At 47.2% G+C, this 12,359-nt stretch carries 12 protein-coding genes; 6 read left to right on the top strand and 6 right to left on the bottom strand.

The window, feature by feature from the left end; translation table 11 throughout:
- Positions 1 to 341 precede the first annotated feature (341 nt).
- The 3 genes from QUA24_RS05170 to QUA24_RS05160 all read right to left on the bottom strand — a co-directional run bounded on the left by QUA24_RS05170 (position 342) and on the right by QUA24_RS05160 (position 2,445).
- Positions 342 to 806, bottom strand: coding sequence for a Fur family transcriptional regulator (locus QUA24_RS05170; protein WP_333216347.1), 465 nt, complete (start codon positions 804 to 806; stop codon positions 342 to 344).
- Positions 807 to 1,034: 228 nt separating this feature from the next.
- On the bottom strand, positions 1,035 to 2,108 hold the full coding sequence (locus QUA24_RS05165) for an Hpt domain-containing protein (protein ID WP_333227764.1): 1,074 nt from the start codon (positions 2,106 to 2,108) through the stop codon (positions 1,035 to 1,037).
- An 82-nt stretch (positions 2,109 to 2,190) separates the two neighbouring features.
- A complete protein-coding gene (locus QUA24_RS05160; RefSeq protein WP_333216341.1) occupies positions 2,191 to 2,445 on the bottom strand; it encodes a hypothetical protein in 255 nt (84 codons plus the stop codon).
- A gap of 269 nt (positions 2,446 to 2,714) precedes the next feature.
- On the opposite strand from QUA24_RS05160, the gene QUA24_RS05155 reads away from it, so the two are divergent.
- From QUA24_RS05155 to QUA24_RS05140, 4 genes are all read left to right on the top strand, one after another.
- A complete protein-coding gene (locus QUA24_RS05155) occupies positions 2,715 to 2,975 on the top strand; it encodes a sulfiredoxin (protein WP_333076422.1) in 261 nt (86 codons plus the stop codon).
- Between the two features lie 97 nt (positions 2,976 to 3,072).
- Positions 3,073 to 3,621 (top strand): DNA starvation/stationary phase protection protein Dps, encoded by a 549-nt coding sequence (gene dps / locus QUA24_RS05150; protein WP_333227762.1) that lies wholly within the window; start codon positions 3,073 to 3,075, stop codon positions 3,619 to 3,621.
- Between the two features lie 44 nt (positions 3,622 to 3,665).
- Positions 3,666 to 4,370 carry a helix-turn-helix domain-containing protein gene (locus tag QUA24_RS05145; RefSeq protein WP_333227760.1) on the top strand — a complete coding sequence of 235 codons (705 nt, stop codon included), beginning with the start codon at positions 3,666 to 3,668 and terminating at the stop codon, positions 4,368 to 4,370.
- A 240-nt stretch (positions 4,371 to 4,610) separates the two neighbouring features.
- On the top strand, positions 4,611 to 4,937 hold the full coding sequence (locus QUA24_RS05140; RefSeq protein ID WP_333227758.1) for an STAS domain-containing protein: 327 nt from the start codon (positions 4,611 to 4,613) through the stop codon (positions 4,935 to 4,937).
- A gap of 56 nt (positions 4,938 to 4,993) precedes the next feature.
- Here QUA24_RS05140 and QUA24_RS05135 read toward each other — a convergent pair whose 3' ends face one another.
- On the bottom strand, positions 4,994 to 6,130 hold the full coding sequence (locus QUA24_RS05135) for a PP2C family protein-serine/threonine phosphatase (protein WP_006632014.1): 1,137 nt from the start codon (positions 6,128 to 6,130) through the stop codon (positions 4,994 to 4,996).
- 430 nt (positions 6,131 to 6,560) lie between these two features.
- Between QUA24_RS05135 and QUA24_RS05130 the strand changes: the two genes are divergently transcribed.
- Positions 6,561 to 7,085, top strand: coding sequence for an ATP-binding protein (locus QUA24_RS05130; protein WP_333227756.1), 525 nt, complete (start codon positions 6,561 to 6,563; stop codon positions 7,083 to 7,085).
- Between the two features lie 15 nt (positions 7,086 to 7,100).
- On the opposite strand, the gene QUA24_RS05125 is transcribed toward QUA24_RS05130, so the two are convergent.
- Positions 7,101 to 7,868: a DUF1350 family protein gene (locus QUA24_RS05125; protein WP_333227754.1), complete on the bottom strand. Its 768-nt coding sequence runs from the start codon at positions 7,866 to 7,868 to the stop codon at positions 7,101 to 7,103.
- Between the two features lie 577 nt (positions 7,869 to 8,445).
- Positions 8,446 to 9,471 (bottom strand): glycosyltransferase family 2 protein, encoded by a 1,026-nt coding sequence (locus tag QUA24_RS05120; protein ID WP_333227752.1) that lies wholly within the window; start codon positions 9,469 to 9,471, stop codon positions 8,446 to 8,448.
- Positions 9,472 to 10,558: 1,087 nt separating this feature from the next.
- Here QUA24_RS05120 and ggt point away from each other — a divergent pair.
- A complete protein-coding gene (ggt, locus tag QUA24_RS05115) occupies positions 10,559 to 12,286 on the top strand; it encodes a gamma-glutamyltransferase (RefSeq protein ID WP_333227750.1) in 1,728 nt (575 codons plus the stop codon).
- Positions 12,287 to 12,359: the final 73 nt, after the last annotated feature.

Here is a 12,359-nt window from a genome sequence, read left to right as displayed (position 1 = left end):
AATTCCATTATCATACTCAGCGGTTGAAACCGCAACTACACTAACTTTCGTCTCCTCCAAGCCCATTAAAAATAAAGGGGCATTACAGCCGGATTTGGTCTACACTTTTAGGTGTACTGGGTAGAAATGATTTTTTTGTTTAGTCGTAAATTTTATTCCCGATCGCCCAACTTGTCGATCGAGTTTCATTTTTCTGTTTTCATTTTTTTTCGACTGTGCCAAATTCCGGCTGGCGACGGCAAAAAACCGATCAAACCCAGCTAAATACTTAAATCATTTTATACCACCGATCAACCCAGTACAAATATCAGTTTTGCTTCCAACAGCCGCTGCTTTATCCGTTACGAAGCCTTTGGCGTATCGCTGACACTCGATGCTTCCGTGGCGGACTCGGCAGAGCGATAACCGTAGAAATCTATCCGGTAGTCTACAATTCTGACACCAGTTTGCTGTTGGATTTGTTCGATCAATTCGATCGGCAATTCCACATGAACGTCGAGAATCTGAGCCGTATCAAGACAATTGACGTGAGAGTGAGAGTCGCTGACATTGCCGTACAAGCGTCCTTCCGAACGTTCTATGCACTCAATAATCCCTGCTCTCGACAAAGCTTCTAGATTTTGATAAACAGAAGTATGCCCGATCGAATGCGCTTGTTTGTTGAGGCGATCGTAAATTTCGCGAGCCGAGAGGTGTTCTTTTGCCTCCCACAAAAGTTCTAGAATAAATCGACGCTGGCGGCTCAAGCGCATTCCCATCGCCTGACAGCGGTTTAAAGCATCTTCTAATGAACTAATTGGTTTCACAGCTACCGCCTTATAAAGCCTGCTCGATTTTTAATTCTGGTACAATATTGCACGCCTACATATCCACTAATTCTAACGCAGGCTTGCCCAACAGTAGAAGGTAGAGCGCAAAAATCTCGAATGAGTGAATTTTTTCGAGTTGCTGCTCAACGAGCGGCTGCCAGCACCCCCAGAAAATTATCCACCTCACAAATATTGCTTTGATTCTATCTTCTACTGCCACACCTCCTAGTTCGAGGATTTGATGGCGTTAACCAGTAACTTGGCGATTTCCGAGAGTTGCTTTTTGTTGAAAGTTTTGAGCAAAAGCTTGACTACCGCCTTCGGTTCGGCCGGAAGTGCGACTTGCTTCGACGCTGCGGCTGGGGCGGCTGGAGCGGCTGGGGCGGCTGGGGCGGCTGGTTTTGGGCTTGCTGCCAAAAGTAGCAAATTTTTACTCGGAGCAATCGTCTTGACTTTCCCCACTTGTACTAAATCGCCAGCTTCCTTGAGTTCTTTGATAATCAACGGAGCTAAGACTTTATAAGAGTTTTTGGGATTAACGATCGCAGATCTAGCTGTTTTTACTAAATTTTGCCAAGTCTCTACTTTACCTCCCAATTTATAGAGGCGAACGCACACAGCCGTCAACTCAGAGCGACTAGCAGCCGATTCTTTCTGCTTGAACACCTGCAACATTTCTTTGAGTAAAGTCATCACTTCAACAGCAAAATTTGGCGGCACAGCGCCCGCTGTTGGAGCAGCGGGGGTACCAGACCCAGCAGCAACCGCCTGCACTTTCCCTGACGCTAATTTATCGAGGTGAGTTTCGAGTTGAGCAAAAACAGGCATGACCTGCTGCACGAGTTTTTCTCCCTCTTCATTCCTCAAGCCGAAAGGCCCCTCCAGTCGCCCCAGCAAGTCCTTAAGCGTATCAACTCCCTTTAAAAATAGGGATTCTGCCGTTTGGTCAACCTGCTTGACGGGCCCGTCCTTGAGAACCTTAAAACAATCTTCCAAGCGGTGAGCGGTTGTTTTAATACTATCTAAGCCAAGCATAGCCGCCCCTCCTTTCACGGAATGGGCGGCTCGAAACATCTCTTGGACGCTTTCGGGGTCTTTCATCGTGGACTTTAAATCCACTAAACCATTTTCTAGAGTATCGAGGTGCTCCTTAGCCTCCTCTATAAACAAACGCATAATTCGGTCTTGCTGATCTGACACGACAGTCCTCCTAACAATCTGTGCACCCTCCAGAAAGCACCCTCTTCGCGGGAGAAAACACGACTCCTGCCAAAAGTCGGAAGCTCCCATGCAAAACATTCTAGCCTGCCTCAGCTAGCAGACTCAAAATACTCGTATCAGGGCAATCTTAGCTCTCAAACTGGTGCGGTGGAGATTGAGGCTAGAGTTCTGAGGGAGTATCTGGAGCGACTTCAATACCCATTCCTTGTTTCATCATCTGCTGATTCGTAATCAAGTCGCTTAACTCCTTGACTTCGACGCCGATGTCTTGGCAAGCCTTTTTCAGTTCCCGCTCGAAGGTGTTGAGGTCGCCTCCGTAGCCGCAAAGCTTCGCGGCGGTGGCGATTCCTTGTTGGGCGTTGGCTTTGGCGCAGTCGATCAATTCAATGCCTTTGAGGGGTTGGGAGGATGCCATAATTTCAAGCCACAATTTATCTTTGCTCCCACTGTACCTAGAACGTTGAGGTCGATCGATCTATCGAAAGGCATGAAAGATCCTGCCTGTGCTGAGTGTTGCCAATTCATAGCTATTTGGATGGGATTTCCGGGCCAGATAGCAGTAGTTGGGATTTTCTAGCCCCCATATTCCGAGCAGAAACCAGGTTTTTGCGTAAGTCTTAATATTTATTGCAAAACGAAGTCGTAACGAGTATGATTTAACAAGAAGCAAAAAAGAGAGCCGCCATGAGGATAGAAGAAATTCCCCTCAACCAGATTCGCCGCCCCCTGCCGCGAGTCAACGACCAAACCAAAGTCGCCGCCCTCATGGAATCCATCCGCGAGGTAGGTTTAAACGAACCCATCGACGTGCTAGAAGTAGATGGTCAGTATTACGGATTTTCCGGCTGCCACCGGTACGAAGCTTGCCAGCGTCTCGGTTTAGAAACTATCCGCTGTAATGTACGCCGAGCTCCCCGTGCGGTGTTGCAGATGCACCTAGCCTGAGCCTCTCAAGAGAAATTCACCACGCAGGCAAACATTCAATCGCCCAAACCTTTCTAAGAAGTTCGATCGACAATCACTAATAACAAGCTAAAAACCTATGACTACCAACAATCACAAACAACATCTTTACCCCACCCGGATCGATATGTCAGCCGCCACCCGCTCTCAAGTAGTGGGGTTGCTCAACGCCACGCTGGCAACGACTCTGGACTTAAAAACTCAAGTCAAGCAAGCTCACTGGAACGTCAAAGGCATGGACTTCTACCAGTTGCACTTGCTATTTGACGAAATGGCAACAGAACTCGAAGAATACATCGATTTGGTTGCCGAACGGGTCACAGCTTTGGGCGGTTTGGCTGTAGGAACAGCCCGCACAGCCGCCGCAGATTCGATTTTGCCAGAATTTCCTTTCGACATTTTAGATGGGAAAGAATATGTGACGGCTTTGGCCGATCGCTATGCGCCCTACGCCCAACACCTGCGAGTCGCCATAGACAAAGCAGGCGAACTCGGCGATGCCGATACAGCGGATTTGTACACCGAAATTTCGCGGACAATTGACAAGCGTTTGTGGTTCCTAGAAGCACATTTGCAAGGTTCTGCGACACCTGCAACAGCCGTCGCCGAAAAAGTTGCCGTCAAATAGCCACAAAAACAGTTGTGGGGTGGGTGTCCGAGCCCGCCCCACAGATGTATTTCCTTAAGGCTCGTGACAGTTTACGATCGAGAATATGTCCATTTATTAATTTGGATGAGTTTTTCGTGACTGCCAATATTCCAGATTATGCTCCTCAACTGCAACGCCTGATGGAACAGGCGGGGCTTTCGAGCGATCGAGAACTCAGCCAAAAAGCAGGAGTTCCCGAAATTCAGGTCATCCGCCTGCGTCGCGGCTTAGCTTTGCAAACCCGAGCCAACATCCTGCTCAAAATCAGTCAAGCTTTGCAAATTTCCTTAAATGAACTGCTCGCAACCTTGGCGCCAGACTATGTAGAGTTAGAACAGGCACCACCGACAGCCCTAGAACAAGAATATCAGCGCCTGCAAGCTGCGATCGAACAGCAGCGAGAATCTTTGCTGCAGCAATTCCAGCTATCTAGCGTGCAAATTTTAGAATCTTGGATGTTGCAGTGGCCGACTGCTGCGAGCAAAGCTCAGGAAAATCACAACTTGCGGGCTCAGAAACTACTGCCCTTGCTGCGGCCCGTCGAGCAGTTATTGGAGCATTGGGGAGTCGAGTCGATCGCCCCAGTCGGAGCCGAGATTCCCTACAACCCCCAACAGCACCAGCTCATGGAAGGAACAGCCGAGCCCGGAGAACCCGTCAAAGTCCGCTACACAGGCTACAGACAAGGCGAAAAACTGCTCTACCGCGCCAAAGTTAGCCGAGTTTGATTAATACCAGAAGGCATTCGGCAGAACAAAGATTGTCCCTATCTCAAAATTCACTTCCGGCGAAGCGCTGCGACTCAGATCGGCGTTACGATCCGCGAAGATCGTCATCTTTTGCACTCAAAACTACTCTTCCGCTCTCAGGCTCTGGCGCTTTCCCCCCTCTCTTATTTGGATCAGAGTCCATCTCGCAGCTATACTAGCCTAGTCTGGCTAGAAATTCTGACATTCCCACCGCAAAATATGAGTCCTGTAGTTAAAATTATTCAGCCCTCTGGCATTTTAGACGGCACCAAGGCAAGTCAATTCCGCCAAGAGATTAGCGACCTAGTGGAAGCGGGAGCCGATGTGGTATTGATAGACTTCACTGATGTGACATTTATGGATAGTTCTGGTTTAGGCGCTTTAGTCTTGGCGCTCAAAACAGTCCGGGCCGCTGGGAGTCAATTAGTTGTCTGTTCTATCAACGAGCAAATCCGCATCTTATTTGAACTCACCAGCATGGATCGAGTTTTCGAGATATTTCAGACCCGCGAGGCTTTTAATAGCAAAATTCTCTCAACTAACTAAATCTTTGGGCTGCTGCCTTCTTGCTATTTGGTCGCAGATGTGCTGCAAGAAGTCAGCTAGCCAAAGTTTACCTTGAGTAAAGACCAATCATCATCAAAAACTGCTTTAGCGTTCAACTTTTGAATGTAGTTCAAAACCAGCTCTAACTGGTCGGCACTTGCACCGTTGTAAGCTGCTAAAAGGTCTACGAAAGGGTCAAGCCCCCAGATATTGCCGTCAGGTTGGTGGATCTCGTATACCCCGTCGCTAAAGATGTAGAGAGTGCTCAAATCCTCGACATCGCAGCAATTATCGACATAGGGGGCGTCGGGGAACATTCCAACCGGCATTCCGGGGGTTTTTAATCGCTGAATTTTAGCGGTGCTCGCAGGGGACTGGGAAATCAACACGGCTGGTGGATGGCCGGCGCTAGCATAAACTAGCTGGCGAGAAATGCGGTTGTAAACGCCGTACCAGATGGTGAAATACTTGTCATTTTGGTAGCTCATCTGGAAGGTGGTATTCAGGGCGCGCAAAACGTCGCTGGGTTTGTAGTAGTCTATGTTGGGGAGCGTGCGCGATCGCAGCAAATTCAGCACGGCCACAGAAGGCAGCGCCGCCCGCAAACCGTGACCGGCTACGTCGAGTAAGTAAATCGCCAAATAATCGGCATCTAGCCAGTTGTAGTCGAAGCAATCTCCCCCCAACTGCCGCGAGGGAATGAATTTTGCCTCGATGCTAAAAGGTTCCGTCATCGGATCTGGCAGCAGTGATTGCACGTACTCGGCCGCCTCTGCTAACTCTGCTTCCAGACTTTGCTTGGCAATTTTTAAATCTCGGCTGAGTTGGTGCAGCCTCAATCCCGCGCGTACTCTCGCCTGTAACTCGTTGAGTTCGATCGGCTTTGAGATAAAATCGTCGGCGCCGGCGTCGAGGCCTTTGACTCGATCGGCGATCGAACCCAAAGAAGTCAACAAAAAGAATTGTGTAGTTGACAGATCCGGATCTGCCTTAACTCGACGGCAGACATCGATGCCGGTCAAGCGCGGCATGATCCAATCGCAAATTATCAAGGCCGGACGCAATTTTTGCGCCTGGGCTACACCGTCTTCGCCATTGCTTGCTACTGTTACTTCGTAACCCTGTTTTTTCAGGGTTCTTCTCAGCAGTTCTTGAACAGCCGTATCATCGTCAATAACCAGAATTTGAAACATGGGCACTTAGGTACTACAAGTTTTTCAAGGTCTGGGGGTCATTTAAAATATATCCTGTCAGCGCCCTTGTCTGAGATTGAGTATAGTTGATTGACATCGCTTTCGAGGTAATTGCTTTTGAGGGCGGGTCGTTGAGTCCAATTTACGTTAAAATTTGATAGAAATTTGGCGCGATCGAACTTCACTCAGTTTATACTCAGAATATAAATTTTTATAGACTTTTATTTGCCACAGGCGCTGGTTGACATAAAAATGCTATTTATGGTATAGTGACCAACCGATTAGTGGATTAGACATTTATCCACGGCCCACCAAAGCTAGTATCCTCAAACTACCATTCAATTGCCGCCGTTATACTTTGTCTCGTTGTATTTTATCGGGTTGTATGTTGTCTCGTTGTATTTTGCCCACCGGCCGATGAAGAACTTCTGTGGTGAGCGTGATTGAATTAAAGGGTAAGGGTTCCGAAAAGTTGCCGATGCTAAAAAAAGCGGATATTCAAGTCAATACAGGTCTGAATGGATTAAGCTGGGTTTTGTCGTGGTTTGCACAATTGTACGACTCGCGAATTCCTACAAGTGTGTGGATAAGGTGTCAGTTGGCTTTGGCTGAGGGCTTTACGAATGCGGTGCGTCACGCCCACAAGGGCAAACCAGCGGATTTGCCTGTTGACATTCAGGTGGTGGTGTTCGCTGAATCTTTAGAGATTAAAATTTGGGACTCGGGCGATCCGTTTGATTTAGAGAAAAAAATCAAAGATATTGCGGAAAAAGTCGATATTCACTCTCCGGGCGGGCGGGGCCTAAAATTAATCAAAGACATCGCAGACAGTATTAGTTACGAGAGAATGGCTGATGGACGAAACTGTTTGTCGATGGTCAAAAATTATACTCCTGTCTCAAGGCCGAACAATGAAGATGATATTTTGGAAGTGGTAGAGGAAATTTCTGATTAATGGGTTGATCGGATTTTAAACGCGCGACAGAGGATTAAGCCACAGCAGAATTGTCCGTTTTAATTCATTTAATTCTCGATACACTTCTTGTTTGACCCACTGCCCGATCGCGTCGAAAGGTGTAAAAATTTGACCCACAGGCCAGCTAACATCTTGCCCCAAGGGCGTTTGGTGGTTGCCTGCTAGAGTCTGAACGGTAATCATGTCGGGAAATCGTGCTTTTAGCAGTTTGGTCAAAAGCAGGGTTTGGTCGATGTTGTCGCCGTTAAATTTGACTAAAAGATTGCGCCGAATTTGATAGCTATCTTGGACGAGGCGATTAGTCTCTTGCGGGGAAGGGGTAAACTCGACGTTAAAGACAGGGGAAATTTGCTCGACGATCGGGATTGCTTCGGATGCCGCATAATTGTTGAAAGAAATCAGAATATTGCCTGCCCTTTCTATGTCAAACACCGAACCGATCAGGAGGTGGAGTTTGCATCCCATGCTGTGTCCCATACCGTAAATGGGGAGATAGGAAGATTTGAGCAATTTAGTGGCGCGCAGGCGATCGAGGGCATTTTCAAATTTGTTGAGGGCATCGCGGGCGATCGCAATATGATCCAAAGTATTGACAAACGGCGTTGCTACTACAACATATCCTTGATTCCCCAAAGCTTCTAACAGCCAGCGATAGGTGAGTTGCGGTGCTGTCGCCACAAATGCACCGCCGAGAAAATGTACGATCGCGATCGGTCTTGACGGAATTAATACCCAGTTGCCAGAAATTTCTTGCCAGTCCATAAATTCAATCTAATTCCAAATAAAAAGGCGATCGTCCTCTGAAGATAAAAGGCAGAATGTTTTATAAATTTTTGCTTTTATTTTTTGCATCAAAAAGGGGTTTTCTACCCATTTTTTTATTCCAAAAACTTTCCTTTTTACTTATACATTATTTATTCTAACTGGTGTGAGGGCAAATAGCACGGCTGGTGATCGCTGGTATTAGTGCCTTGTATAGGCTTGAAGCTAGTGGCAGAATAAATCAAGACTGACATCCGATCTCGCAAAATTTTTTATATTGTCTGCCACTGCACGGCTGCAAGCCGCTGTAGCTGGTATTGCGGGTAATTGACCCGACAGAATATTCGCAGTCAAATACGGATCAAGACCCCAACATCGCGTATTAATCAGCCCCTGGGCGATCGGCTTTGATTTGGCTTTATTGGCAGCACCTAATTTCTTGACTAAACCCGCATATAGCAGTTCTCAATCTTGGTGAGGTATACCCTATGCTCGATGCTCTATGCTCTATGCCCCCTTATTAAGCGTGCACCTCATGTTACTGAGAAAGGCTATACAACTATAACATCCTTTAGGATCAACCCCCGATTTCAGACGATCGCTGGGGGTTTAATTCTGCCGAATGACCAATACCTTCTGCCGTTTGATGACTCAACTTTTCGTGAGTTTTCATCCATTTCCACTTGTGCACAGTAGCTTGAGGATTGAGCACTGTGGTAGCCACGCCGTAAACAATAGTCGGCAAAACCTCCCGATTTAACCAACTTTGTCCCACCTTTCTCATGTAGTGCAGTGCCAAAACTTCTCGAAATTTGTTAAGCCTTTGCAAAAGCGGCAAATTCTTAAAACATAACTTTTCGTACTCCTGGAGTGATAACTCTTTTTCTCCCCGCAAGCGCCGCAGTTGGTTTTCCTTGACACAATCAGAAGCTATGCGCTTCTTCAGCCAGTGTTTATCTGTGAGAGAGTTCCCTCTAATTCGATAATTTCCCAAAGGTTCTGTCGCCGCTAGCAAGCCATACTTTTGAGCAAGTTTAGTAAATAACTCTGTATCTTCTCCTACCTGCCAATCTTCTGCAAAGCCGCCTTCTTGGAGTAGAATAGAGCGATCCACTACAACTGAAGATGGGAAAACCCAAGGACTTTCGCCTGTCTCCTTAATCGCCTGCATTTCTGCTTTAGTTGTAGGATAGGTGGGAATATAACTCAACTTTTTACCGTGCTTGTCTAAATATCGCAAAGCGTGAGCCACCGCTTTGACTTCGGGATTGTCTGCGAGCATCTTCAAACAAACTTCTAACTTATTGGGTTCCCAGGTATCGTCGCTGTCGATAAATGCTACATATTCGCCTGTGGCGCGATCTATCATTAAATTTCTAGACTTAGAAACCCCGTAATTTTGGGGATTCCTGAAATATTGAATTCTCGAATCTTGCTCGACCAGCTTAGCAGCAACTTTGTCAGTAGCATCAGTAGAGCAGTCATCAACAATTAAAATTTCTAGATTCTTGTGGGTGCCATTGAGTACGGAAGCAACTGTCTCGGCCAGAGTGTCGGCAGCATTGAATGCAGGAATGATTACACTTATTTTTTGGCTATTCATAACTTGCATTAAGGTGTGGTTTGGTAGTTGTTCACCGAAGTATAGTATCGAAGCCTACACTCTGACTCATTTACGTGCAAGTACCTGTAGTCAGAAAACTTGCCTACATACTGCCAATATAACAGGTTTACCAACGTGAGTGTTATCTACCATAAGGAGGGGACAGCCCTTAGCAGGCGGAGTGCAGACTATTATTTGGCGAGCAATTTTTCGGACACAAAGGCGACGGCTGCGATGGATTGAGGGTTTTGTCCAGGGACTGGAGCTGTCCTAAATTCGATCGCATCTTTTTGCTTTAATAGGACTTACCAAGAAAAACCCGACCTCACCAAAAATTATTGGTTTGATAACTAGATAGCTACTAAAAAATTGCATTTATGACTCAGTTCGATTTCGGTTAATCGCTAATCATAATTTTTTATTGCGCCCAAACTGGGAATGAGGAATTTGCAACTTTCCTCCAAACCTAAGTACAATTATTTGATAAATTTCTATATCAAGAGTCAGTAAAACATGGTTTACTGATTAACCAAAAGTCAAAAAAATTTCCAAAAAAAACTATAAATAAGTCTGTTGCAGCAATCGTAAATCATTGGTGAATTTATTACTCCCTCCCTTGGTAAAGTTGGGGTGGGGTAAAAAAATACGACTCATTTTGAATTACTCTATGTGTTGCCTTACGCTAGCCATCACCTAAAATACTGATTGTTTTGCTGTTGCTTAATCAGCCTAGGAAACAAAAATAATTGGAAAATTCAGAAGCTTTGTGAACCAGGGTTTATATGATTGGCATCTTTAGTTTTTCCTACCGTAAATCAGCAACACCCTTTTTCTGAGTTTATCAGCTTTTTTGAAATCCGTATTTTATCACAAAAGCTGCTTTTTCAAACTTGTTTAATTATTAAATTGCCACCGTCTGTCCCTGATTTATCTCTTCCTCTTGTACCCCGATCGCCTCCCAAGGTCAAATCGTTTTTCCGTCTGCCATAACAGGTAATTTATCTGAGATTGAACTTAGTACCGCTAGGTTTTAGGGAAGATGCTCCTAAAAGTATACTATAAAAAATCCTCGCCTCACGCGTAAAAAATGTTGCCAAATTTCTTGAGCAAAATGCGAATTTATACTTCTTGCCTAACAGTCTTGGTGTTGGGTAGCTGCCAGCAACAGCTACAGCCAACCTTGCAGCAGCAGCGCAGCCAACAGGGGATGGCAGTTTCGGCTCACCCCCTGGCGAGCGCTACGGGGCTGGCTCTGCTGCAACAGGGCGGCAATGCAGTGGATGCGGCTGCTGCTGCGGCTTTGGCGATTTCGGTGGTGGAGCCTTTTTCGGCGGGTATCGGTGGCGGGGGTTTTTTACTGCTGCGGCGGGCGGAAACGGGGACTGTGCAAGCGCTGGATTTCCGGGAACGAGCTCCGAAACGGGCGGCGCGGGATATGTACCTCGACAAGCAAGGCAAGGTGCGCCAAAGGGCAAGTCTGGACGGGCATTTGGCGGTGGGTATTCCGGGTACTGTTGCTGGACTTTATACGGTGCACCGCGAGTATGGTAAGTTGCCTTGGGCCCAGGTGGTGGCGCCGGCGATCGCCCTGGCTGAAAAAGGCTTTCCGGTAAGTTCGCGGTTTACGACGGCTACCGGGCGACGACAGGATGTACTCAAAAAAAACCGGGCAGCGCGGGAGGTCTTTACTCGTGGTGGCATTTTATACCAGCCCGGTGAGCTTTTGGTGCAGCGGGATTTGGCGCGGACTTTGCGGCAGATTGCACAAAATCCGCAGAGTTTTTATACCGGGGACATTGCGCGGGCGATCGCCGCCGACATGGCTAAAAACGGCGGTATTATCACTCTGGAAGATTTGAAAAACTATACGCCGATCTGGCGGAATCCGGTTTGTGGCAACTTTCGCACTTATGAAATTTGCGCGATGTCGCCTTCTTCTTCCGGCGGCGTTCATTTGTTGCAAATCTTAAATATTCTGGGAGATACGGATCTCAAGAGTTTGGGAAGGCAAAGTCCAGATACTTTGCACTTGCTGGCGGAGAGCATGAGGATTGCTTATGCCGATCGGGCTGAGTATTTAGGCGACCCGGATTTTGGGAGTGTACCAGTCAAAGCTCTGAGTAGCAGGAATTATGCCAAATTGAGACGATCGCAAATCCAAATGTCAAAAGCCCGACCCTCCAGCGAGGTAAAGGCTGTTGATGCTGAAACTTTGAACCGTCTCCTGTGGGAGTCTCCGGAAACTACGCACCTTACGGTAGTTGACAAAGAGCGCAATGTAGTAAGCTTAACATTTACGGTGAATGGCGGTTTTGGGGCTGGAGTCGTGGCCGCGGGTACGGGAATTTTGCTCAACAACGAGATGGATGATTTTGCAGCGGCGCCGGGAGTGCCGAATTTGTTTGGTTTGGTGGGCGGGGAGGCAAATTCTATCGCCCCGGGCAAAACTCCTTTATCGAGCATGACGCCGGTCATCGTGACAGAAAATGGCAAATTTCGCCTCGCTGCGGGGGCTCCCGGAGGCAGCACGATTATTACCACGGTGTTGCAAATTTTACTGAACGTATTGGTTCACGACATGAATGTCGGCGATGCTGTGTCTGCACCTCGGATACACCACCAGTGGCAGCCCGATCGACTGAGGGTGGAACGGGGAGGTTTTGAGGCTGCGACGCTTTCGGAGTTGCGGCGGCGGGGACACCAGATTGTTGAAGGTGACGGGTGGGGCAATGCCAATGCGATCGTCCTGACTGCAAACGGTTGGTTGGAAGGGGCTGCCGATCGGCGCGGCGAAGGAGAAGCAAGGGGGTTTTAAGTAGTTAGACAGAATTAATTACACAAATACATAGTAGAATGATATTCCAGGCAAAATTATGAGTTAATTAGAA

Origin of the sequence: Microcoleus sp. Pol12B5 (assembly GCF_036701335.1) — a bacterium.
GTDB lineage: Bacteria > Cyanobacteriota > Cyanobacteriia > Cyanobacteriales > Microcoleaceae > Microcoleus.
The sequence above is the reverse complement of the archived record's forward strand: the minus strand, read 5'-3'. Positions and strand labels throughout refer to the sequence as shown.

Bases quoted from the DNA above. Each gene is read 5' to 3' on its own strand.
- QUA24_RS05145 (WP_333227760.1), top strand. From the start codon at position 3,666: ATGTATTTCCTTAAGGCTCGTGACAGTTTACGATCGAGAATATGTCCA.
- QUA24_RS05155 (WP_333076422.1), top strand. From the start codon at position 2,715: ATGAGGATAGAAGAAATTCCCCTCAACCAGATTCGCCGCCCCCTGCCG.
- QUA24_RS05160 (WP_333216341.1), bottom strand. From the start codon at position 2,445: ATGGCATCCTCCCAACCCCTCAAAGGCATTGAATTGATCGACTGCGCC.
- QUA24_RS05125 (WP_333227754.1), bottom strand. From the start codon at position 7,868: ATGGACTGGCAAGAAATTTCTGGCAACTGGGTATTAATTCCGTCAAGA.
- QUA24_RS05120 (WP_333227752.1), bottom strand. From the start codon at position 9,471: ATGAATAGCCAAAAAATAAGTGTAATCATTCCTGCATTCAATGCTGCC.
- QUA24_RS05140 (WP_333227758.1), top strand. From the start codon at position 4,611: ATGAGTCCTGTAGTTAAAATTATTCAGCCCTCTGGCATTTTAGACGGC.
- ggt (WP_333227750.1), top strand. From the start codon at position 10,559: ATGTTGCCAAATTTCTTGAGCAAAATGCGAATTTATACTTCTTGCCTA.
- dps (WP_333227762.1), top strand. From the start codon at position 3,073: ATGACTACCAACAATCACAAACAACATCTTTACCCCACCCGGATCGAT.
- QUA24_RS05165 (WP_333227764.1), bottom strand. From the start codon at position 2,108: ATGTTTTGCATGGGAGCTTCCGACTTTTGGCAGGAGTCGTGTTTTCTC.
- QUA24_RS05135 (WP_006632014.1), bottom strand. From the start codon at position 6,130: ATGTTTCAAATTCTGGTTATTGACGATGATACGGCTGTTCAAGAACTG.